This is a genomic window from Saccharopolyspora terrae, from assembly GCF_004348435.1.
Lineage (GTDB): Bacteria > Actinomycetota > Actinomycetes > Mycobacteriales > Pseudonocardiaceae > Saccharopolyspora > Saccharopolyspora endophytica.
This window is the reverse complement of sequence record NZ_SMKS01000053.1, coordinates 20,979-43,119: the sequence shown is the minus strand read 5'-3', so window position 1 is coordinate 43,119 and position 22,141 is coordinate 20,979. Positions and strand designations below refer to the sequence as shown.

Genomic DNA, 22,141 nt, shown 5'->3' with positions numbered 1-22,141 from the left:
GCCCCCGCGCGACCCTCGTCCTCCGCAAGGACATCGACCACACCATCAACAGAGTCCGCCTCCGCAAGCTCTGACCCCACCCAGCACAGTCGAATTTCGCGCGAAATTCGACTCCGAAAGTTCGGGGTCGAATTTCGCGCGAAATTCGAATCGTTCACCCGGCGCGTGACAACGCACGAGCCCAGCCCGCTCCGCGGCACCTCTCCTGACGTGGGGGTTTCGAATTTCGCGCGAAGTTCGAAGGCGAGGTTTCCGGGTCGAATTTCGCGCGAAATTCGAAGGGCCTCCCCTGCGCGGCGTGTTGTGCCTGGTCAGGTTGGGCGGTGTCGGGTGCGTTTGGTGAGAAGGAGTTGGAGGTGGGTGTTGAGGCGTTCGGTGGCATCGGCGAGGTCGATGCCCGTGAGGTCGGTGGCGCGGCGAACCCGGTAGCGCAGGGTGTTGGGGTGCACGTGCAGGGCCGAGCTGGCGGCTTTGACGTCGCCGAAGTGGTCCAGGTAGGCAAGCAGGCTGCGCGCGAGGTCCGTGGCGTGCTCGGAGTCGTGGTCGTGGAGGGCGGTGAGCCGGGCGTCCCGGTAGCGCTCGTTGCCCTGCAGCACGGTGAGGATCTCGCTGATCACCACCTGCGCGCGCACGTCGGAGATCGTGGCGACCTCGGCGTCGATGTCGTGCACCAGCGCGTCCAGCACCCGGTCCGCCTCGGCCCGCGACTCGGCCACCTCGTCCAGCGTCAGCACGGCAGAGCCGACTCCCGCCTGCACCCGCGAGGTCAGGTGCTGCTTGGCGGCGGCGACGATCTCGCGGGTCAGCGACAGCGCCGAGTGCGCGGCGGAGCGCTCCGGCAGCTCCGGCAGCAGCACGTACACCCGCGACCCGATGGTCGTGACCAGCGCGCTGCGCCGGTAGGCCGACGCGTGCACCGAGATCAGGCCGGTCATCTCCGCCCGCTGCAGCTCCAGCTCCGAGCGGTCGACGCTGCCCATCGGGCGCAGGGTGAACACCGCGACGACCGCGGGCCGGTCCGCGTCGGCGCCGATGTTGTCGGCGACCGAGCGCGCGTCGACCCGCCCCTCCAGCAGCCCGGCCAGGAGGTTCTCCCGGAGCCTCGGTCCCGCGGTGGCCTCTGAGCGCTGCCGGATCAGCTGCAGGGCCGCCAGCCGCGCGGCACCGAGCAGCGCGCGTTCGGACCGCTCCGACAGCGGGCGCCGCCCCTCCTGCACCCAGATCGAGCCGAGCGGTTGGTTGCCCGCGTGGATGCCCACCGCCATCCGGCGCCGGATGCCCAGGTCCGGTCGCTCGTCGATGCGCACCACGTCCTCACCGGCGCGAAGTCGCTGGTAGACGCCCCATTCGCGCAACATCGCCAGGTACTGCTCGGGACCTTGGCGGCCGAGGATGGACAGCCGCCGCAGCTCGTCGACCTCGTCGTCGGAGCGCGAGTAGGCCAGCACGCGGCTCGCGGTGTCCTCGATGCTGACGATGCCGTCGGTCATCGCCGCGACCGTCTGGGCCAGCGAGAACAGGTCGCCCAACGCCTCGCCGACATCCGCGTCGCTGGTCAGCCGGGCGTTGTCGATCGCGTTGTGGGCGTAGGCCTCCAGCCGCTCCCAGCGGACCTCCGGTCGCACGCCCAGCAGCGCGATGCCGCCCGCGATCGCGGTGTCCCGCAACGCTCGCGCCTCGGGCTCGGAGCCGATCTTGACCGCCACCACCGAGGCGCCGTCGCGCGCCGCGGCCCGCACCAGCGGTGCCGCGGCCCGGCCGCGCGCGCCGATGACCAGCACGAAATCGTTGTCGCGAGCGCTGCCGGACTCCTCCTCGGGGTCGACAATGACCACGTCACGAACCTCGACGTCCAAGCCTCGCGGTGCGGCGAGCACATCCACCAAGGGGTCACCGACCGCGGCCAGCAGCTGCCGCAGCGGCACTCCCACATCGGTCACTCCGACCGACTCGACATCACGCGCCATTTTGTCCGATCCCACAAACCGACACCGTCAACGATAGCCAACTGAACAATCTCCGGGCGTGAGTCACACCCTAACCTCCAATCAACACACCCACGGCGTCTCAAGGAGGCGGAACAGGCATGGACGCGATCACCTCGGTGCCGGTGCCCTACAACGAGCCGGTCAAGGGCTACGCGCCCGGCTCGCCGGAACGCGAGTCGCTGCAGAAGCGCGTGGCCGAGCTGGAGTCCGAGCACATCGAGCTCACCCAGACCATCGGCGGCACCCAGCGCATGGCGGGCGGCGATCGCTTCGACGTCGTCCAGCCCCACGATCACCAGCACGTGCTCGGCACGTCCGCCCAGGCCACCGCGGGCGACGTCGCCGACGCCGTGGCCGCCGCCAAGGACGCCGCCCCGGGCTGGGCCGCGACCTCCTTCGACGAGCGGGCCGCGGTCATCCTGCGCGCCGCCGACCTGCTGGCCGGCCCCTGGCGCGACACCATCAACGGCGCCACCATCCTCGGCCAGTCGAAGTCGGTGCAGCAGGCCGAGATCGACGCCGCCTGCGAGTTCATCGACTTCCTGCGGTTCAACGTCCACTACGCGCGGCAGATCATCGCCGAGCAGCCCCGCTCGGTGCCGGGCGAGTGGAACCGGATGGACTACCGGCCGCTGGACGGGTTCGTCACCGCGATCACCCCGTTCAACTTCACCGCCATCGCCGGCAACCTGCCCACCGCGCCCGCGCTGATGGGCAACACGGTGGTGTGGAAGCCGACCCCGTCGCAGCAGTTCGCCGCGCACTTCACGATGCGGCTGTTCGAGGCCGCCGGCCTGCCCCCGGGCGTGATCAACCTCGTCACCGGCGACGGCCACGCCGTCAGCGACGTCGCGCTGACCGACCCGGGCTTCGCGGGCCTGCACTTCACCGGATCGACCGCCACGTTCAAGAAGCTGTGGCGCACGATCGGCGAGAACCTCGACTCCTACCACAGCTACCCGCGCATCGTGGGTGAGACCGGCGGCAAGGACTTCATCGTCGTGCACCCCTCGGCCGACCCCGCTCCGCTGGCCACCGCGTTCGCCCGCGGCGCCTTCGAGTTCCAGGGCCAGAAGTGCTCGGCGGCCTCGCGCGCCTACGTGCCGCGCTCCCTCTGGGAGGGCGGTCTGCGCGAGGAGCTCGCCGACCTGGCGCGCACCATCCGCTTCGGCGACGTCACCGACTTCTCCTACTTCGGCGGTGCCGTCATCGACGCGCGCGCCTTCGCCAAGCACAAGGCGGCGCTGGACCGCGCCAAGACCACCGACACCATCGAGGTCCTGGCCGGTGGCGGCTACGACGACTCCGTCGGCTACTTCGTCGAGCCCACCGTGCTGGTGTGCACCGACCCTGCCGACGAGGTCTTCACCACCGAGTACTTCGGGCCGATCCTCGCCGTGCACGTCTACGACGACGCCCAGTACTCGCAGATCCTCGACGTCGTGGACTCCTCCAGCCCGTACGCGCTGACCGGCGCGGTGTTCTCCACCGACCGCTCCGCCATCGACGAAGCCCACCGCAAGCTGCGCGGTGCCGCGGGCAACTTCTACGTCAACGACAAGCCGACGGGCTCGATCGTCTCCCGCCAGCCCTTCGGCGGCAGCCGCGCCTCCGGCACCAACGACAAGGCCGGATCGCTGCTCAACATCCAGCGCTGGACCAGCCCGCGCGCCATCAAGGAGACCTGGGACGCGCCGACCGGTCACACCTACCCCCACATGGGATGAGCACGACGGGGCGCCCCGGACGGTCCGGGGCGCCCCCTTTGTCCGGAACAGCTTGAGCGTGGGGAGAATTCGGTGTTGCGCAGTGCTTTGCTGGCCGCGGGACGCTCGCCTTCGGTGCGACGGCTCGTCGAGGCCAACCCGCTGACCAAGCCCGTGGTTCGGCGTTTCGTGCCCGGCACGTCGCCCGAGGACGCCGTGCGGGCGACCCGGGAGTTGAGCGGCCACGGCTTGTTCGTGACGTTGGACCGGCTCGGCGAGGACACCCTCGACGCGGGCCAAGCCACCGCCACCGTCCGGGACTACCGGCAGGTGCTGGGAGTTCTGGCCGAGCAGGGGCTCGCCGAGCGAGCCGAGGTGTCGGTGAAGCTGTCGGCGGTGGGCCAGTTCCTGCCCTCGGACGGCGAGAAGATCGCGCTGGACAACGCCCGGCTGATCTGCGAGGCCGCGAGCGCGGCGGGCACCACGGTCACCCTCGACATGGAGGACCACACCACCACCGATTCGACCCTGGGCATCCTGCGCGACCTGCGCGTGGACTTCCCGTGGGTGGGCGCGGTGCTGCAGGCCTACCTGCGGCGGACCGAGCAGGACTGCCGCGACCTGGCCACGGCCGGTTCCCGGGTCCGGCTGTGCAAGGGCGCCTACGACGAGCCGGAATCGGTGGCCTACCAGGACAAGTCGGAGGTCGACCGCTCCTACGTGCGGTGCCTGAAGGTCCTGATGCAGGGCGAGGGCTACCCGATGGTCGCCTCGCACGACCCCCGCATGGTCGCCATCGCCGGTGAGCTGGCGGCCCGCAACGGCCGCACGAACGCGGACTTCGAGTACCAGATGCTCTACGGCATCAGGCCCGACGAGCAGCGCCGCATCGCCGCCGCCGGCGGGCGGCTCCGCGTCTACACCGCCTACGGAGACGAGTGGTACGGCTACTTCATGCGCCGCCTGGCCGAACGCCCGGCCAACGTCGCCTTCTTCCTCCGCTCCCTCGCCACCCAAGGCTGACCCCGCACGACGCCCGGGCAGTCCCCGGTTTCAGCGGAAACCCGGTCCCCGATTTCCACTGAAACCAGGTTGCGGATTTCCACTGAAACCCGGTCCCCGAATTCCACTGAAATCGGGGGGGGACGAGTTCCACTGAAATCCGGAAGGGCACCCACCCGAGGTGACTGCAGCGTCACGGCTGCGGGGTCGCCTCGGGTGGGTGGGTTCTTCAGGGCAGGGCGGTGATTCGGTCTGCTGGGGGTGGGGTGATGCCCGGGTGGGCGTTGAGGTAGGCCAGGAAGGCGTCGAGGTCTACCGGTCCTCCCACGACATCGGTGCCCTTGGTGAGTTCGGTGAAGCCGTCGCCGCCTCCGGCGAGGAAGTTGTTCACCGAAACCCGGTACGGGGCGTTGGGATCGACCGGCTGACCGTTGATGCTGATCTCGGTGACCTTCGAACCGATCGGCGCACTCGCCGAGTAGCTGTAGTGCAGACCGGCCGAGACCTGCAGGACGTTGGTCTCCTCCGGGGTCCACTGCTGCTCGAGGACGGCCTTGAGCTGGGCGCCGGTGAGCGTCATGGTCTGCATGATGTTGCCGAACGGCTGGACCGCGAACGCCTCGCCGTAGGTGATCACGCCGTCTCCCTCACCGGCCGGTGAGCCGGGGAAGAGCAGGTCGGCGCGGATGCCGCCGGGGTTGGTGATGGCGATCTGCGGCGAGTTGGCCGCGGTGGCCTCGAACTGCGCGTCGGCGATGACGTCGCCCAGCGGCGACTCCCCGGACGGGGCGGCCGCGCGGGGCAGGTCTCCGGTGATGCTGCCGACCGGGCGGTTGGCGATCGGCGCCGCCTTGGTGGCCGCCTCGTCGATCAGCGCCTGAGCGGCGGGGTCGGCGGGCACGTCGCGGGTGACGATCTCGTTGCGCGCCTTGGTCTCCGAGCGCACGACGTCCTGGCTGACGCGGTCGATGGCCAGGTCGGCGACCGAGAGCAGGCGGCCGTAGGAGGCGCCTTGCAGCACCTGGCGCGGGTTGCCCGCCGGGTCGTCGATCGTGCAGTTGTACTGGGCGTGGCTGTGCCCGGTGAAGATCAGGTCCACGTTCGGCGACGCGGCCTTGGCGATCTCGCTCGCCGGCCCCGGCGTCAGGTTGCAGCTGTCGGGCCCACCGCTCTCGGCGCTGTCGCCCTGGTGCAGCAGCACGACCTGCGCCTTCACGCCCATGGTGTCGAGCATCTTCGAGGTGCGGTTGATGGCCTCGACCTCGTCGCCGAACTCGAGACCTTCGATGGCGCCGGGGGCGACCACCGACGGGAGCTCTTCCAGCGTCGCGCCGATGATGCCGACGCGCGTGCCGTTGACGTTCTGGACGTCGAAGGGCTTGAGAGCGGGACGACCGTCGGTGAAGGTGACGTTGGCGCCGAGCTGTTCGAAGTCCGCGCCGGGGAACGGGTCTCGGAACTGGCAGCCGTCGGCGGGGTGGCAACCGCCGTCGGACATCCGCTGGAGCTCCTCGTATCCCTCGTCGAACTCGTGGTTTCCGACGACCGAAGTGGACACGCCGAGCTGGTTGAGGAATTCGATCGTGGGCTCGTCGTGGAACAGCGCGCTGTTGACCGGCGAGGCGCCGACGTTGTCGCCCGCCGAGAGAACCAGCGAGTTCTTCACCTCGCCGCGCAGCCGCGCCACGTGGGTGGCCAGGAACTGCGCACCGCCGGCGTCGACGGCGGTGCCGTCGGGCAGCGTGATGCGGCCGGACGAGCCCGCCGGGGGTTCGAGGTTGCCGTGCAGGTCGTTGAACGTGATCAGCCGGACCTGGTTGGTCGACGGGGCCGTCACCGCTGCCGGGGTCGCCGACACGGCCGGGGCCGCCGTCACCGCCGCCGCGGCCAGCACGGCGGTCCCCAGCGCCGCCGGACGGCTGAACCGAGCTGTCTTCACACCGATTTCCTTCCGCTGAATGCCCTCCGCTCCACTTCCCCGACGCGCCGGAGGGTCGCCAGCGGAATCCTCTCCCGCGCACATGTCCAAGACCAGCACCATCAGGTGAATGTCTGGAAGCAGACACCCACGTCGCCCGGGACTCGGCTGACCCCCGGAAACCGGTCTGACCAGGCGAGAAAGCACGGGGAAAGCCCCGTTCCTCAGGATGGACTCCGATTTGGACAGGGCCGATGGCGGGACGTCGTTCACTTGGGGGGAGTGATCGGGATGGATTCGGGCGCGCTGGACCTCTCCACCTTCCCGGAACTGCCCGGTCGCGGAGTCCTGATCACCGACGGGGACGAGCTGCACGCCTCCGACCTCGGCAATCTCGTCGACCGCAGACCCGCCGCGATCCTGCGTCCGCGTTCCACCGCCGACATCGCCGTCGCGGCCGCCTGGTGCTGCCGCAACGACGTCCCGCTGCGCGCCCACGGCACCCTGCACACCACCGGTGGTCAGGCGCTGTGCCCGTCCGGCGGGATCCAGGTCGACATGCGCAGCCTCGACCTCATCCACGCGGTCACCGACGACCACGCCGACGTCGAGGCGGGGGTGCTGCTGCGCGACGTCGTCTGGCACGCCTGGCTGCGCGGGCGCCGGTTGACCTCGGGCCCGACCGGGTACCTCCAGCTGAGCACCGGTGGGGTGCTCAGCGTCGGCGGCATCTCCAGCCTGCACCGCGAAGGCGCGATCATCGACCGGGTGCGGGCCGTCGAGGTCGTCACCCCGACGGGAGCCGTGCGGTGGTGCACGCCGGAGCGCAACGGCGAGCTGTTCAACGCGGTCCTCGGCGGGCTCGGCTGCGCGGGGATCATCACGCGCGCGCGGCTGGCGCTGACCCCGGTTCCACCGCTGACCAGGGTGTACGACCTGCACTTCCCGTCGCTGCAGGAGGCGGTGCGGGCGGCTCGCGTGCTGGTCCGGCGCGACGAGGTCGACGACCTGCTGATCCGCTGGTTCGCCCCGCAGCGCCACCGCTACCAGCTCCGCTTCACCACCTACTACCGCGCGGACCGCAAGCCCGACGACGCGCACCTGCTGCGCGGGCTCGACGCGACGGCGCAGGTCTGGGACGTCTCCTACTGGGAGTTCGTGACCAGCACCGACACCCGCTACGAGCCGTTCGTGACGGCCGGCTGGAACCGGGTGCACAAGGTGTGGGCGGACTACTTCATGCCCGATTCGGCGCTGGACGAGTTCCTGGCGGGCACGGCGCCGGAGATCACCGACCTCGATCTCAGCGAGACCAGCATCGGGCTGCTGTTCCCGCACCGCCGCTCGTCGTTCACCCGGCCTGGCCTGCGACTTCCGGACGACGAGCTGGTGTGGCTGTTCGACATGCTCTCCGACGCCGCGGGCCAGACCGATCCGTTCTGGCTGCCGGACCGGCTGCGCCGCAACCAGCGCTGGCGCCGCCGCGCCGCCGAGCTCGGCGGAACCCTCTACCCCATCGGCACCGACCTCGACCCCGCCTCCCACGACCTGGTGCTCGCCCACCCCGCCCAGATGTCCTTCCCGCAGGAGGACCAGTGCCTCAGGTGAATGTCTGGGTGCCGATGACGTCGAGCAGCCGCAACCGTTCCGCCGCGTCCTCGTCCGGAGCGGTGTAGGCGACGAGCCGCAGGTCGCTGGCGGGCACCTCCAGCACGTCGCAGTCCACCGGGATGGGGCCGAGCTCTGGGTGGTCGACGACCTTGGAGTGCGCGACGTGCTCACCGACGGTGCGGGAGTCCCATAGTTCGGCGAAGCGCGGGAATGCACGCAGGTCGTCGAGCAGCGCACGCAGTTCCGCGTCGGCCGGGAAGCGGGCCGCAGCCGAACGCAGGTCCGCGACCGTCGCCGACTCGAACACCGCGGCCAGCTCGGGCGTCGAACGCACCCGCATCGCGAGACCCGCGTGGTAGGCCCACACGACGTTGCGCTCCCGCGCCGACAACCCGCTGGGGTCGCCGAACAGCGCCGCGTACAGCGAGTTCCAGGCGGTGAGGGTCCAGCCCGCGTCGAACACGCCGACGGGGATGCCGCGCAGCTGGTCGAGCAGCCGCTGCAGGCTCGGCGTCAGGTGCGGCGAGCTGTGCCCGCTGGTGGGGATGGCTTTTCCGGCGAGCGCGAACAGGTGGTCGCGCTCGGCCCCGGTCAACCGCAACGCCCTGGCCAGGGCCCCGACGACCTGCGGAGACGGGTTGGCACGTCCCTGTTCGAGCCGGATGACGTAGTCGACCGAGATCCCGGCCAGCAGGGCGAGTTCCTCCCGGCGCAGCCCCTTCGCACGACGGCCGAGGCCTGCTGGAAGCCCCACCTCGGCTGGGACGATCCGGTCGCGCCAGCCGCGCAGCGCCGCACCGAGCTCCCCGGGTTGTTCGGTCATCGGTCCAGTATCGCCCGCGCTCGCTCCACGTGGGTGGGGCGGTCCCAGGAAGACCGTTGCATCGGGATTCCACCGCTGGTCGGCGCAGAGTGTCGGCATGACGACGACGCTCATCACCGGCGCCAACCGCGGCCTGGGTCTGGAGACGGCGCGGCGGTTGATCGACATCGGACACACCGTGCTGCTCGGGGCGCGTGACGCACGACGTGGCGCGGAGGCCGCGGCCGAGATCGGAGCCGTTCCCCTGGTCATCGACGTGACCAGCGAGGATTCGGTGCGCGCGGCAGCCGAGAGCCTTGACGGGCTGGACGTGCTGGTCAACAACGCGGGCGTGCCGGGTGCGGTGCTGCCACCCGGCCAAGCCTCCCCCGCCGACCTGCTCGCCGCTTACGAGATCAACCTCTTCGGTCCGGTCCGGGTGCTCAACGCGGTCCTGCCGTTGCTGGAGTCGAGCCCGAACCCGGTGGTGGTCAACGTCAGCAGCCGTCTCGGATCGATCGCCGCGGCGGCGAAACCGGATCCCACCGCGGATGATCCGCACTGGATCCCGGTGCCGGTCTACTCCTCGGCGAAGGCCGCGTTGAACATGCTCACCGCGCAGTACGCCCGGGCGTTCCCGGCGATGCGCATCAACTCCGTCTGCCCCGGTTTCACCGCCACCGACTTCAACGGCCACCGCGGCGTCCAGACCGTCGCCGAAGGAGCGGAGATCATCGTCCGGATGGCCACCACCGGCCCCGACGGTCCCACGGGTGGTTTCTTCTCCCGCCACGGAGAGGTGGCGTGGTGAGCGCCCCGCGCGTGGAGGTCGTGCTGGACTTCGTGTGCGTGCACTCCTACCTGGGGTTCACGCGATTCCGGCACGCGGCCGCGGCGCATCGGCGAACCGGTGGTGAGGTGGAGGTGCGGTTCGCGCCCTTCCAGCTGCGTCCCGATGCCTCTCCGGACGGCGAGCCGCTGTTCGAGCTGCACGCGCGGGAGCGCGGCGAGGCGGTCGCCCGCGAGATCGCGACCTCGTCGATCGGCGAGAAGGACGGTCTGCGGTTGAACTTCCGGCGCGCGATCTTCACCAACACCTTCGAGGCTCACCGCCTCCTCGCCGCCGCGTCCGAGCAGGACAACGGAGAGGTCATGGCCGAGCGCCTCTTCCGCGCCTACTTCACCGACGGCCTCAACATCGCCGATCCGCCCACTCTCGCGGCTCTGGCCGATGAAGTCGGCGTCGCGGCACCGGTGGGCGGAGCGGATTCCCTGCGCGCCGAGCTCGATCGCGTCCGCGCCCTCGGCATCGACATGCCCCCGGTCTTCCGCTTCCCCTGCGGCACGATCACCGGAAGCGGGGAGTTCGAGCGGTTTCGCCAGGCGTTGCGCGAGCTCGCCTGAACGGCGGGGTCAGCTCGTGCCTCGGGCTTCGGCGCGGAAGGTCAGCGGGGTTCGGCCGTCGTGCTTGCGGAAGAACTTGCTGAAGTCTCCCGGCGTGGTGAAGCCGAGGTGGCGGGCGATGTCCGCTGAGGCGCGGTCGGTGTGGACGAGCAGCCGCTTGGCCTCCAGGACGATCCGGGCGTCCAGGTGAGACTTCGCCGAGCGGCCCGTCGCGGACAGCGTTGCGCGGGTGAGGGTTCGAGCGCTGTACCCGAGCTCGGCGGCGTAGTCGGCGACCCGGTGGGTGCGGGTGAAGTCGCGCTCCACCGCCGCCTGGAACCGCTCGAACGGGCTGTCGGCCGGGGTGGCGGGCGGCGGGGCCTCACCCGCGTGGGCCAGTCGCAGCAGCAGCACCGCCAGCAGCATCCGCAGCGACCTGTTGTGCGCCTCCAACGTCATCGAGCCCAGGTCGGCGTAGTCGGCGAGCAGGTGCCGCAGCGCCAGATCGACCGCGTCGCGTGCCGAACCTCCTGGTCGCACAGGGGTTTCCGGGGGCGGCGGGTCGACGGTGACGAACCCGGGGCGCCAGATGACGATCGTGCCGCGCGAGCGGGTCAGCGCGCCGTACTGATGCACCTGGCCGGGACGCACCCACAGCCAGCCGCCGGGTTCGATGACGTGCTCGGTGAAGTCGACGGTGTGCGGCAGCGGATCGGCGTCGGCGTGGACGTGGATCAGGTGGTGGAAGTCGGGCCGCTGCGGACCGGCGAGGTCGATCCCGCGGCGCTCGGCGCGCGAGCGCAGCTCCGTGAAGTCGATGACGTCCATGCCGATCGGTGCGTTCAGCCCCGGCCGGTAGCCGACGTCGGTGATCTCGGTCATTCGGTCCTGTCCGATTCTCCCCATCGCTTGTCGCCAGAATACCGTCTCACCTGCGTGATCGGCGCTTAGCGTGGAGTCATCAGCGCGAGGTGACCGAAAAGGAGAAGCGTGCGACTCGTCGTGGGGATGACCGGAGCGACCGGGGCGCCGCTCGGTGTGCGGCTGCTGGAGCAGCTGCGCGAGCTGCCCGAGGTGGAGACCCACCTGGTGCTCAGCCGCTGGGCGCGGGCAACGGTGGAGCTGGAGACCGGGCTCAGCGCCAAGGAGATCGGCGAGCTCGCCGACGTCGTCCACAACCCGGATGACCAGGGCGCGAGCATCTCGTCCGGCTCGTACCGCACCGACGGCATGGTGATCGTGCCGTGCTCGATGAAGACGCTCGCCGGCATCCGCTCCGGATACGCCGACGGCCTGGTGGCGCGCGCGGCGGACGTGACGATCAAGGAACGCCGTCCGCTGGTGCTCGTGCCGCGCGAGACGCCGCTGAGCGAGATCCACCTGGAGAACATGCTGGCGCTCTCGCGGATGGGCGTGCGGATCGTGCCGCCGATGCCCGCCTTCTACAACAACCCGGCCTCGATCGACGACTTCGTCGAGCACATCACCGCCCGCGTCCTCGACCAGCTCGACCTGCCGGCCCCGGCCGCCCAGCGCTGGGAAGGGCTGCGCACAGCCAAGCTCAAGGTTTCTTGAGTTCACTCTGCGGACGCCGCGCAAGCGGCGCAGCCGCGAGGCGTGAGGACCATCAACAGGACCACAAACCAGTCTCTGAAGGAGAAGTCACGATGGCCTACGACGACCTGCGGTCGTTCCTCGACGCCCTGGAGGAGGAGGGGCAGCTGCTGCGGATCAGCGAGGGGGTGTCCCCCGAACCGGACCTGGCCGCTGCCGCCAACGCGGCGGGCCGCATCGGTGAGGGCGCACCGGCGTTGTGGTTCGACAACGTCTCGGGGTTCACCGACGCCCGGATCGCGATGAACGTGCACGGCTCCTGGCGCAACCACGCGATGGCGCTGGGCCTGCCGAAGGAGACCTCCACCCGCGAGCAGGTCGAGGAGTTCGCCCGGCGCTGGGACGACTTCCCGGTCGCCCCGGTCCGCCGGGAGGACGCGCCGTGGAAGGCCAACAGCGTCTCCGGCGAGGACGTGAACCTCTTCGACGTGCTGCCGCTGTTCCGGCTCAACGACGGTGACGGCGGGTTCTACCTGGACAAGGCCGCCGTCGTCTCGCGCGATCCGGACGCGCCGGAGGACTTCGACAAGCAGAACCTGGGCATCTACCGGATCGAGGTGATCGGCACGGACCGGCTCGCGCTGCAACCGGTGCCGATGCACGACATCGCCCAGCACCTGCGCAAGGCCGAGGAGCTCGGTGAGGACCTGCCGGTGGCGATCACCCTCGGCAACGATCCGGTGGTGCCGATCGTGGCGGGCATGCCGATGGCCTACGACCAGTCCGAGTACGAGATGGCCGGTGCGCTGCGCGGTGAGCCGATGCCGATCGCGACCGCTCCGCTGACCGGTTTCGACGTGCCGTGGGGTTCGGAGGTGGTCATCGAGGGCCGCATCGAGTCGCGGGTGCGGCAGATCGAGGGCCCGTTCGGCGAGTTCACCGGGCACTACTCGGGTGGCAGGCGGATGCCGGTGGTGCGCATCGAGCGGATCTCCTACCGCACCAACCCGATCTTCGAGTCGCTGTACCTGGGCATGCCCTGGACCGAGTGCGACTACCTGGTGGGCCCGAACACCTGCGTCCCGCTGCTCAAGCAGCTGCGCTCGGAGTTCCCGGAGGTCAAGGCCGTCAACGCGATGTACACGCACGGCCTGCTGGTGATCATCTCGACGGCCAAGCGCTACGGCGGTTTCGCCAAGGCGGTGGGCATGCGCGCGATGACCACGCCGCACGGCCTGGGCTACGTCAGCCAGGTGATCCTGGTCGACGAGGACGTGGACCCGTTCGACCTGCCGCAGGTCATGTGGGCGCAGTCGGCGAAGGTCAACCCGTCCGAGGACGTGGTGGTCATCCCGAACCTGTCGGTGGTGGAACTGGCTCCCGCCTCGCAGCCGGCGGGCGTCACCAGCAAGATGATCATCGACGCGACCACCCCGGTGAAACCCGACGTGCGCGGCAACTTCGGCACCCCGACCAAGGACCTCCCCGAAACCGCCGAGTGGGCCGAACGCCTGCGCTCCCAGCTCGCTCACCGATGAAGCACACTGCGCGGAAAGGAAACCCGATGCAGACGATCTGCCCCCGCTGCGCCGATCCGGAGCTCCGCACGGTGACGACCTCGCCGGTGCCGGGCGTCTGGGAGGTGCTGCAGTGCCCGCGCTGCCTGTACATGTGGCGCACCACCGAACCCGCCCGCCGCACCACCCGCGAGCACTACCCGGAGCAGTTCCGCCTGACCCCGGAAGCCATCGCCACCGCCTCCGAGGTCCCGACCATCCCACCGCTGCGCGGCTGAGAACCGGAGGCTAGACCCTGGCGGCGAGAACGGCCTTGCCCTCTCCGGTGAGCTCGGTGAAGGCGGCCGACCTCCCGGCGAGGGTCATCAGCAGCGCTTCACCCGGTCCCCTGACTTCGGGGCCTTCGCCGCGGGTCCAGTCGAGGTCCGCGGCCACCAGGCGGAGGCCGGCGGCGCGCTTCTTGGCCCCGACAGGTGGGGCTTTGAACGCCAGGTCCAGAACCGCGCGCAGCCGTTGTGGTGGGATCTCGCGCGGGTGGCCGAGCGGACGGCGGATGTCCTGGTGATGGATCAGCGCGTCCACCAGCGGGATCATGCCGCCCAGGACCGTGATCGGGCCGGTGGGCCGGAGGTGGGCGCGCAGTCGGTCGAGCAGTTCGCCGGTGCTGCGGGCACGGGTCTCGGCGACGCCGAGATCGTTGACGGCGTTCGGCGCGAAACCCGCCCGTGCCGCGCGTTTGAGCACGTCAGGCCAGGTGAGGTCGTCGTAGCTGATCGCGTGCGCGACCACGTCGCGCACCCGCCAGCCCGCGCACAGGCTCGGTGCTTCCCACTGCTCGCGGGTGAGCGTGCCGAGGTACTCCGCGAGATCGGTGCGTTCGGCGACGGCCATCGCCATCGTGTCGGCCCGACGCATGGACCACCTCCAGTTCCCGTGCGCCACGCCCGCACCTGCGAACCTGTCACGACCGAGGTCGGTGTGCGCGTGCGAGCAGGTTCACGGTAGTCCCGGCCCCTGACAGTCGAGGTCGTCAGCGGGAAGTTCGCCGGTGAGCAGGTAGTTCGCGGCCGCGTCATCGACGCAGGGGTTGCGCTGGCTGGCGAAGACGCCGTGCGAGTAGGAGTCGTGCAGCGTCACCATGCGCGCGCCGGGAAGCCTGGCCTGCATCCGCCGGGCACCGTCGAGCGGGGTGGTCGGGTCGTGCTCGGCCTGGGTGAGCAGCACCGGCGGCATCTCCGGGTGCCCGAACCGGGCGGGCTCGACGGGTTCCGGCCAGTAGGCGCAGGTGGTGGCTTCGAGCCCGGTGACGATCGGTTCGGGGTCGGCCGCGCGCAGCGCCCGGAGGGAGCCGATGACCTCGTCCTCGCTGGGACGCCTGCTGTCGGCGCACTTGACGGTGCGCAGCGCCGCCTCGTAGTTGCGGGATTCCGGGTCGCTCTCCGGCAGCGCGGGGCTCAGCGGCGCGCCCTGGTGCACGTGGGCGCTGAGGTCGCGGGCGAAGGGCTCCCAGCGCTCGGTGCGCGAGAGGGTCTTGTAGACGAGGTTGTCGAACTCCGCGGGGCCGAAGCTCCCGGTCAGCCCGGCGCGGGCCGCCGAATACGTCTCTCGGGCCTGCTGTTTCGTCTGGCCGAGCCCGAAATCCGGGTGCGCGGCGATCCATTCGAAGAGGGTGTCGCGCTGGTCGAGCATCGCGAACGCCTGCCGGACGTCGAAGTCGTGCCATCGGTCCGGGCTCACGACGCTGTCGAGCACCATCCGCCCGACGCGGTCGGGGAATTGCGCGGCGTAGGCGGCGCCGAGGTAGCTGCCGTAGGAGACGCCGAGGAAGTTGAGCTTCGACTCCCCGAGCGCTTCCCGGATGCGGTCCACGTCGCGGGCGGTGCTCGTGGTGTTCATCCACGCCGCGTCCGGGTTGTGCCGCAGGCAGTCCTCGGCCATCGCGCGTAATCGGTGCAGGTGTTCGGATTCCGCTCGTCGGTCGGCCGGAACCGGCTCGGGCGCGGGGTGTTCGAACAGCCCGCCCAGCTCACCGCAGTCGAGCGGGGCGCTTCGGCCGACGCCGCGCGGGTCGAACCCGATGATGTCGTAGCTGCGCCGCACCGACTCCGGCAGCTTCTCCCCCTTGCTCACCGCGTATTCCAGCCCGGAACCGCCGGGCCCTCCCGGGTTGACCAGCAGCGCACCCCGGTGCTCGGCGGGCGTGCCGGTCGCGCGCACGCGCGAGATCGTGATCGAGATCGACCGGTCCCCCTCTCCCAGCGGTACCGACAGCTCCGCGCACTCGGCACCTTCGAAGGGGCAAGCACCGAACTCAGGCGGCTCGGCCGCCGCAGGCGTTGCGGTGAGCAAGGGGGCGAGCAGCACCAGAGCCACCACCGGGCGAAGCGTTCTCATCACTTCGGGTTCACATCCCTACGGCGAGTTGTCAGACTTATTGAAAACGATTATCATCGCCGAGCGTCAGGCGCAATGGCCGGGAGGAGTCGGTGTGAGTCACCTGTTGTTGGTGGAGAGCTGGGTCGGGGCGATGAGCACGTTGCTCCCCAGAGCGCTCAACGAGGAGGGCCACCGGTTCAGCTTCGTCACCAGAGATCTGCAGCACTACCTGCGCTCCGCCCCAGGCCCCGGCCCGCACCCGCTGCTCGGCGCGGACAACGTGCTCACCTGCGAGACCAACGACCCCGAAGTGCTGCTGCCGCACCTGGAACGGCTGCAGCCGGTGCTGGGCTTCGACGGGGTGGCGACCTCGTGCGACTACTACCTGCCCACCGCCGCGAAGATCGCCCAGCGGCTGGGACTTCCCGGCCCCGCTCCGGAAGCCGTCGAGAGCGCCTGCGCCAAGGACCGGACCCGGCGCGCGCTGCACGAGGCCGGAGTCCCCGGACCGGCCTTCGCGCTCGCCGAAACGCTGCGCGGTCTGGAGGAGGCGGCTGCGGCGATGGGATTCCCGCTGGTGCTCAAGCCCGTGGACCTGTGCGCGGGCATGTTCGTGCGGCGGGTCGACGACGTCGAGCAGCTGCGCGCGGCTTTCGCCGAGCTGCAAGGATTTCCGGTCAACGCTCGTGGCCAGCAACGCAGTCCCGTGGTGTTGCTGGAGGAGCTGTTGACCGGCGCCGAGGTGAGCGTGGAGACGGTCACCTTCGGCGGGCGGACCACGGTCGTCGGCGTGACCGACAAGAGCGTCGCCGGCGCACCGTGGTTCGTCGAAACCGGTCACATGTTCCCGGCCGCGCTCGACGACGAGACCCGCGACGGCGTGGTCTCGACCGCCGTGGCCGCGATCGAGGCGCTGGGCCTGGACAACACCGTCTGCCACACCGAGATCAAGCTGACCGCCGACGGCCCGCGCATCGTCGAGGTCAACCCGCGTCCGGCGGGCAACCAGATCACCGAGCTCATCCGCCGCGTCACCGGGATCGACCTCGCCGGGGTGTACGCGCAGGTCGCGCTGGGCGAGAAGCCCGATCTCAGCCCGGTGGACACCGGGGCGTCGAGCGCGGCGATCTCGTTCCTGCTGCCGCCGCGCACCGGGCCGATCGCCGAGATCCAGGGCACCGAAGCGCTGCGCGATCCCGCGGTGGCGGAGTTCAAGCTCAAGCCCGCCGGCCACCGAGCCGGCCCCGCGACCAGCAACAACAACTACCTGGGCCACGTGATGGTGACCAGCGACCGGCCGGGCGCGGCGCGTCCGCACGCCGAGCTGCTGATCTCCGGGCTGGACGTGCGCTACGCGGAGGACGCCGCGTGACGGCTCTGGACGACCTGATCGAGACCGCGCTCCCCGAGGCGGATTCCGAGATCAGCGTGGGTTTCCTGACCCAGCAAGGAGTCCGGCACGCCTCCCGGCAGCGCTCCTACCGCAACCACGTGCTCAGCCTCCGCGTCGGTGAGGCCGTCGGATCCTGCGCGGTGGAACCCGGCGAGGTCGGCGAGGACGTCGTGCTGGCCTGCGTCGGCGAACCCGTCCGCAAGCTCCTGCGGCACCCGCTGCCCGCCGTGCGGATCGCCGCTCTCGACGCGCACCTGCAGCACCTGCGTCCGCACCACGAGCACGCCGAGGCCGTGCACGTCGAACGCGGTGACTCGCTGCGGAAATCGCTGCACCGCTCGGAGCACGTCGTGAACCTGCTGCCCTCCGGGGTCCGCCGGGTGCTGGTCGTGGGCGTCGTGAACTCCTTGCTGCAACGCCTGCGGGAACGCGGGATCGGCTACGTGGCCTGCGACCGCAAGGGCGGCCGCACCGAGTGGGACGAGCCGGTGATCACCGACGCCGAGAACGCGCTGGACGACTGCGACGCGGTGCTGGCCTCCGGGATGGTGCTGGGCAGCGGAACCTTCCACACCCTGCTCGACCACGCGCGCCGGACCGGACAACCGCTGGTGTTCTTCGCCCAGACCGGGAGCGGAATCCTGCCGCACTTCCTCGGCGACGGCGTCACCGCCGTGTCCGCCGAGCCGTACCCGTTCTTCTGGCTCGACGGCGGCCCGAGCGTGCTCTACCGCTACTCGGAGGTGGCTTCGTGAACCCCGACCTTCTCGACCTGGTCAGGGAGACGCCCCTGGCGCGCGTGTCGGCTCCGCTGCCACGTCCCCACCCGGGGTTCTGGGCGAAGCTGGAATGCCTCAGCGCGGGTGGGATGAAAGCTCGCGCCGCCCTGTCGATGCTGCGCGGCGCCCGTCGGCGCGGCGAGCTGCGCCCCGGCGCCCCGGTCGTGGAGTCGACCAGCGGAACCCTCGGCGTGGGACTGGCTTTCGCCGGCAACGCGCTGGGACATCCGATCGTGCTGGTCGTCGACAGCGAGCTCGAACCCGGCATGCGCGCGCTGCTGCGGGCCCACGGAGCCCGTCTGGAGGTCGTCGACCAGCCCCATCCGGTGGGCGGCTGGCAGCAGGCGCGCCTGGACCGGGTGCAGCGGATCTGCCGCGACCTGCCCGGCGCCTACTGGCCGGACCAGTACAACAACCCCGACAACCCGGCCGGTTACGACGAGATGGGCGCCGAGATCGCCCGATGTCTGGACCGCGTCGACGTGCTGGTGTGCAGCGTCGGTTCCGGCGGTCACAGCTCGGGTGCGATCCGCGCGGTGCGCAAGCGGTGGCCGCAGGCGCGGCTGATCGGCGTGGACACCGTCGGATCGACGATCTTCGGCCAGCCCGCGCGTCCTCGCGTGATGCGCGGTCTCGGCAGCAGCATCCACCCGCGCAACGTCGCCTACGAGCTCTTCGACGAGGTGCACTGGGTCGGTCCGGCCGAAGCGGTCGCCGCTTGCCGCACCCTGGCCCGCGATTCCTTCGTCACCGGCGGCTGGAGCACCGGGGCGGTGGCGCTGGTCGCCGCGTGGGCGTCGCGGGTGGAGCCGGGCGCGAACGTCGTGACGGTGTTCCCCGACGGCCCGCAGCGCTACCTGGGCACCGTCTTCGACGACGACTACTGCCGCGCGCGGGGACTCCTCGACTGCGCCACGGCCATCCGCCCGGTGGAGGTCGCCGATCCCGAGGTCGAGGCCACGGGGTGGACGCGCTGCCGGGTGATCAGCGACCCGCTGATGAAGCTGGAGGTGCCCGCGTGAAGCTGAGCTGGCGGGTGGGCGGACTAGCGCTGCGCGAACCGCTGCGGATCTCGCGATCGGTGATGGCCGAACGAGGTGCGGTCACCGTCGCCGCGGAGCACGACGGCGTCGTCGGCCACGGCGAGGTGGTGACCAGCGTCTACTACGGGCTGGACGTGGACCGCATCGAGCGGGAGCTCGCGGCGGCGCAACGGGACCTCGCCCCGCTCGACCCCACTTCCGCGCTGGTGACGGGCATCTCGGCCTCTCCCGGCGTGCGGTCGGCGGTGGACGCGGCGTTGCACGACCTGGTGGCCCGCTCGCGCGGCGTCGCCGTCTACGACCTGGTCGGGACGGCACCGAGCTGGCCGGTGCCCACGGCGCGCACCATCGGCATCACCCCGACCCACCGCGCCGTGGCGTCGGCCTGCGAACTGGCCTCCCAGGGGTTCCGGCTGCTCAAGGTGAAGATCGGCGCCGAGCCCGATGAGCTGGACCGGGTCAAGGCCATCCGCGACGCGCTGCCGGACGTCCGGCTGCTTTTGGACCCCAACGGCGCCTGGGAACCCGAGCAGGCGGCCGACATGCTGCGCGCTGCGGCCGGGTTCGACGTCGACGCGGTGGAGCAGCCCATCGCCCCGGGCACGCCCGACGTGCTCGCCCAGGTGGCGGCGGACTCCCCGATCCCGGTGATCGCCGACGAGGACGCCCGGACCGTCGACGACGTGCGCGCGCTGGGCTCGCGGGTGCACGGGATCAACATCAAACTGCCCGAATGCGGTGGGATTCGGGCCGCGCGGGAACTCGTCGACACCGCACGGGAGTTCGGCGTCGACGTGATGCTCGGGTGCCAGGTCGCCAGTTCGCTGGGCATCGCCCCGGCCGTGCACCTGACCGGGCTGGCCCGCTGGGTCGACCTCGACGGTCACCTGCTGCTGGCCCGCGATCCCTGGACCGGCATCGGCGGTGAGGACGGGCTGCTGCGGGTCACCGACACCACCGGACTGGGGGTTCGACCCGCTTGAAGACCTGGCGACTCATCCGCACCTACCCGCTGGCGGTGCAGGTGCTGCTGGTCAACCAGCTCGGCGTGAACACCGGCTTCTACCTGCTCGTCCCCTACCTCGCCGGCTACCTCGGGCACGACCTCGGGATGTCGGCGGCGGTGGTCGGGGTGATCCTCGGCGTGCGCAACCTCAGCCAGCAAGGCCTGTTCCTGGTCGGCGGCTCGGCCGCGGACCGGCTCGGCGCGCGCGGCGTCATCATCGCCGGATGCGCGCTGCGCGCGGTGGGTTTCGGGCTGTTCGCCTTCGGTTCCTCGGTGCCGGTGCTGCTGGGCGCCTCGGTGCTCAGCGGCTTGGCCGGTGCGCTGTTCAACCCGGCGGTGCGCGCCTACCTCGCGACCGAGGCCGGTGACCGTCGCGCCGAGGTGTTCTCGCTGTTCAACGTGTTCGCCAACACCGGGATGCTGCTCGGTCCGCTGCTGGGCAGCGCGCTGCTGCTGGTGAACTTCCGGCTCTCGGCGGTGATCGCGGCGGTGATCTTCGCGCTGCTGACGGTCGCGCAGGTGCTGGTGCTGCCGGTGCGGCGGGTGGAGCGCTCGGGGACCTCGGTTCTCACCGATTGGCGCGGCGTGCTCACCAACCGCCGGTTCCTGGCGTTCACCGGAGCGCTGACCGGCATGTTCGCCCTGCAGAACCAGCTCTACCTGGTGCTTCCGATGCACGCCGAGCAGTTCACCGGTTCGCCTGCGGCGGTGTCGGTGATCTTCCTGGTGTCGACGGCGGCGAGCCTGCTGCTGCAGGTGCGCATCACCGCCCGGTTCTCCGAGCGCTGGAGCCGGGGGCGTTCCATCGCCACCGGTCTGGCGCTGATGGGCGGGTCGTTCGCGGTCACCGCCGTCGCGGCGAGCCTGCTGCCCGGCGCTCCGCCGACCTCGCCCGGGGAGGCGCTGCTGCGGCTGACCCCGGTGCTGGTCACCGCGTTCGGGCTGTCCGTCGGCGTGATGCTGGCCCAACCGTTCGTCTACGAGCTGATCCCGTCGTTCGGCGGAACGGCGCTGTCCGGCACCTACTTCGGCGTGTTCTACCTGGCCTCCGGGCTGACCGCCGCCGCGGGCAACGCCCTCATCGGCTGGGCCACCGACCTCGCCTCCCCGAGCATGCCGTGGCTCCCGTCCGCCCTGTGCGTCCTCATCGGACTCGCCTCCGCACTGGCCGTCCTCGCCGTCCACCGCCGCACCGGCATCGGCCCCCGAACCGAGGAACCCGCATGCGCAACTTCCTGACCGACAACCCCGAGATCTACGAGGCCTGGTTCCCCGACCCCCACCACACCGCGGCCACCTTCGTCGACGACGTCGTCACCCGCTTCACCGAATTTCAGTGGAAACCCGATCCCGGATTTCAGTGGAAATCAGAATCCCGATTTCCACTGAAATCCCAACGCCCGAGCCGCGACCTGCTCGACGTGGGGTGCGGGACGGGGCGGGACGCGCGGTACTGGGTGCGCAACGGGTACCGGGTGACCGGCATCGACACCTCCGCCGACATGGTCGCCCACGCCCAACAGCACTGCCCCGAAGCGGAATTCGCCGTCGCCGACATGCGGGAGTTCTCGCTGGGCCGCGAGTTCGACGTGATCACCTGCCTGGACAGCGCGCTGCTGTACTGCCACCGCAACGAGGAGCTCGTGTCGTTCCTGCGGCGGTGCCACGAGCACCTCCGCCCGGGCGGGCTGCTGGTCGCCGAAGCCCGCAACGGGGCGTTCTTCCTGGGCAACACCGAACTGCTGGACACGACCTCCGAACGCGAGCTCAGCTACGACGGATCGACCTACCGGTCCTGGACGCGGCTGTGGATCGACCACGCCGAACAGCTGCTGCGGCGAGAACGCGCGTGGCAGCACGACGGCTCCGAGCTCGTCCAGCGATCCGCCTGGCGGCTGCTGTTCCCGCAGGAGCTGCGCCACTTCGCCGACACCTGCGGATTCGACGTCCTGGCCCTGTTCGACGAACCCGGCCCCCGCACCGACAGTCCGTGGCAGGCCGACGCGGAGCTGTCCGAGCGGATGTCCGGAGACCGCCTGCACCTGATCGCACGCCGACGCTAG

20 protein-coding genes are annotated in these 22,141 nt (G+C 70.7%); 14 read left to right on the top strand and 6 right to left on the bottom strand.

Translation table 11 applies throughout. The annotated features are described in order from the left end of the window. Positions 1–311: 311 nt before the first annotated feature. Positions 312–1,967, bottom strand: a complete 1,656-nt coding sequence (locus E1181_RS23760; protein WP_132677980.1) for a PucR family transcriptional regulator — start codon at positions 1,965–1,967, stop codon at positions 312–314. 119 nt (positions 1,968–2,086) lie between these two features. On the opposite strand from E1181_RS23760, the gene pruA reads away from it, so the two are divergent. Both pruA and E1181_RS23750 read left to right on the top strand, forming a co-directional pair. Next, positions 2,087–3,715, top strand: coding sequence for an L-glutamate gamma-semialdehyde dehydrogenase (gene pruA / locus E1181_RS23755; protein WP_132677979.1), 1,629 nt, complete (start codon positions 2,087–2,089; stop codon positions 3,713–3,715). Positions 3,716–3,787: 72 nt separating this feature from the next. Beyond that, positions 3,788–4,717 (top strand): proline dehydrogenase family protein, encoded by a 930-nt coding sequence (locus E1181_RS23750; protein ID WP_132677977.1) that lies wholly within the window; start codon positions 3,788–3,790, stop codon positions 4,715–4,717. A 208-nt stretch (positions 4,718–4,925) separates the two neighbouring features. Here E1181_RS23750 and E1181_RS23745 read toward each other — a convergent pair whose 3' ends face one another. After that, positions 4,926–6,635 (bottom strand): bifunctional metallophosphatase/5'-nucleotidase, encoded by a 1,710-nt coding sequence (locus tag E1181_RS23745; RefSeq protein WP_408010516.1) that lies wholly within the window; start codon positions 6,633–6,635, stop codon positions 4,926–4,928. Between the two features lie 270 nt (positions 6,636–6,905). Here E1181_RS23745 and E1181_RS23740 point away from each other — a divergent pair, with 270 nt between their 5' ends. Further along, the gene (locus tag E1181_RS23740; protein ID WP_132677976.1) at positions 6,906–8,222 is read left to right on the top strand and encodes an FAD-binding protein; all 1,317 of its coding nucleotides are present in this window, start codon (positions 6,906–6,908) and stop codon (positions 8,220–8,222) included. On the opposite strand, the gene E1181_RS23735 is transcribed toward E1181_RS23740, so the two are convergent. Then, the gene (locus E1181_RS23735) at positions 8,215–9,048 is read right to left on the bottom strand and encodes a helix-turn-helix domain-containing protein (protein WP_165944725.1); all 834 of its coding nucleotides are present in this window, start codon (positions 9,046–9,048) and stop codon (positions 8,215–8,217) included. The genes E1181_RS23740 and E1181_RS23735 overlap by 8 nt on opposite strands. Before the next feature lie 97 nt (positions 9,049–9,145). On the opposite strand from E1181_RS23735, the gene E1181_RS23730 reads away from it, so the two are divergent. Beyond that, positions 9,146–9,838 carry an SDR family NAD(P)-dependent oxidoreductase gene (locus E1181_RS23730; protein ID WP_132677973.1) on the top strand — a complete coding sequence of 231 codons (693 nt, stop codon included), beginning with the start codon at positions 9,146–9,148 and terminating at the stop codon, positions 9,836–9,838. Next, positions 9,835–10,431 carry a DsbA family oxidoreductase gene (locus E1181_RS23725; protein ID WP_235876993.1) on the top strand — a complete coding sequence of 199 codons (597 nt, stop codon included), beginning with the start codon at positions 9,835–9,837 and terminating at the stop codon, positions 10,429–10,431. Before E1181_RS23730 ends, E1181_RS23725 begins: the two co-directional genes overlap by 4 nt. A gap of 9 nt (positions 10,432–10,440) precedes the next feature. Here the strand turns inward: E1181_RS23725 and E1181_RS23720 are convergent, their stop codons facing one another. Then, complete coding sequence (locus tag E1181_RS23720; RefSeq protein ID WP_207922279.1) at positions 10,441–11,292, bottom strand: helix-turn-helix domain-containing protein; 852 nt, start codon at positions 11,290–11,292, stop codon at positions 10,441–10,443. A gap of 108 nt (positions 11,293–11,400) precedes the next feature. Between E1181_RS23720 and E1181_RS23715 the strand changes: the two genes are divergently transcribed. From E1181_RS23715 to E1181_RS23705, 3 genes are all read left to right on the top strand, one after another. Then, positions 11,401–11,985, top strand: a complete 585-nt coding sequence (locus tag E1181_RS23715; RefSeq protein WP_132677971.1) for a non-oxidative hydroxyarylic acid decarboxylases subunit B — start codon at positions 11,401–11,403, stop codon at positions 11,983–11,985. Positions 11,986–12,077: 92 nt separating this feature from the next. After that, positions 12,078–13,502 carry a non-oxidative hydroxyarylic acid decarboxylases subunit C gene (locus E1181_RS23710; protein ID WP_132677970.1) on the top strand — a complete coding sequence of 475 codons (1,425 nt, stop codon included), beginning with the start codon at positions 12,078–12,080 and terminating at the stop codon, positions 13,500–13,502. A gap of 26 nt (positions 13,503–13,528) precedes the next feature. Continuing rightward, the gene (locus E1181_RS23705; protein ID WP_132677968.1) at positions 13,529–13,759 is read left to right on the top strand and encodes a non-oxidative hydroxyarylic acid decarboxylases subunit D; all 231 of its coding nucleotides are present in this window, start codon (positions 13,529–13,531) and stop codon (positions 13,757–13,759) included. A gap of 10 nt (positions 13,760–13,769) precedes the next feature. Here E1181_RS23705 and E1181_RS23700 read toward each other — a convergent pair whose 3' ends face one another. Both E1181_RS23700 and E1181_RS23695 read right to left on the bottom strand, forming a co-directional pair. Continuing rightward, a complete protein-coding gene (locus tag E1181_RS23700; protein WP_132677967.1) occupies positions 13,770–14,396 on the bottom strand; it encodes a maleylpyruvate isomerase family mycothiol-dependent enzyme in 627 nt (208 codons plus the stop codon). An 81-nt stretch (positions 14,397–14,477) separates the two neighbouring features. Then, positions 14,478–15,875: an alpha/beta hydrolase gene (locus E1181_RS23695; RefSeq protein WP_132677966.1), complete on the bottom strand. Its 1,398-nt coding sequence runs from the start codon at positions 15,873–15,875 to the stop codon at positions 14,478–14,480. Positions 15,876–15,969: 94 nt separating this feature from the next. Here E1181_RS23695 and E1181_RS23690 point away from each other — a divergent pair, with 94 nt between their 5' ends. The 6 genes from E1181_RS23690 to E1181_RS23665 are packed head-to-tail and all read left to right on the top strand — an operon-like array spanning position 15,970 to position 22,141. Continuing rightward, complete coding sequence (locus E1181_RS23690; protein ID WP_132677964.1) at positions 15,970–17,229, top strand: ATP-grasp domain-containing protein; 1,260 nt, start codon at positions 15,970–15,972, stop codon at positions 17,227–17,229. After that, positions 17,226–18,005, top strand: coding sequence for a Rossmann-like domain-containing protein (locus E1181_RS23685; RefSeq protein ID WP_235876992.1), 780 nt, complete (start codon positions 17,226–17,228; stop codon positions 18,003–18,005). The genes E1181_RS23690 and E1181_RS23685 overlap by 4 nt, the downstream gene beginning before the upstream one ends. After that, on the top strand, positions 18,002–19,051 hold the full coding sequence (locus E1181_RS23680; RefSeq protein ID WP_132677963.1) for a PLP-dependent cysteine synthase family protein: 1,050 nt from the start codon (positions 18,002–18,004) through the stop codon (positions 19,049–19,051). Before E1181_RS23685 ends, E1181_RS23680 begins: the two co-directional genes overlap by 4 nt. Next, positions 19,048–20,055 (top strand): dipeptide epimerase, encoded by a 1,008-nt coding sequence (locus E1181_RS23675; protein ID WP_235876991.1) that lies wholly within the window; start codon positions 19,048–19,050, stop codon positions 20,053–20,055. Before E1181_RS23680 ends, E1181_RS23675 begins: the two co-directional genes overlap by 4 nt. Continuing rightward, a complete protein-coding gene (locus E1181_RS23670) occupies positions 20,052–21,317 on the top strand; it encodes an MFS transporter (protein WP_132677961.1) in 1,266 nt (421 codons plus the stop codon). Before E1181_RS23675 ends, E1181_RS23670 begins: the two co-directional genes overlap by 4 nt. Next, positions 21,302–22,141 carry a class I SAM-dependent methyltransferase gene (locus E1181_RS23665; protein WP_132677960.1) on the top strand — a complete coding sequence of 280 codons (840 nt, stop codon included), beginning with the start codon at positions 21,302–21,304 and terminating at the stop codon, positions 22,139–22,141. Before E1181_RS23670 ends, E1181_RS23665 begins: the two co-directional genes overlap by 16 nt.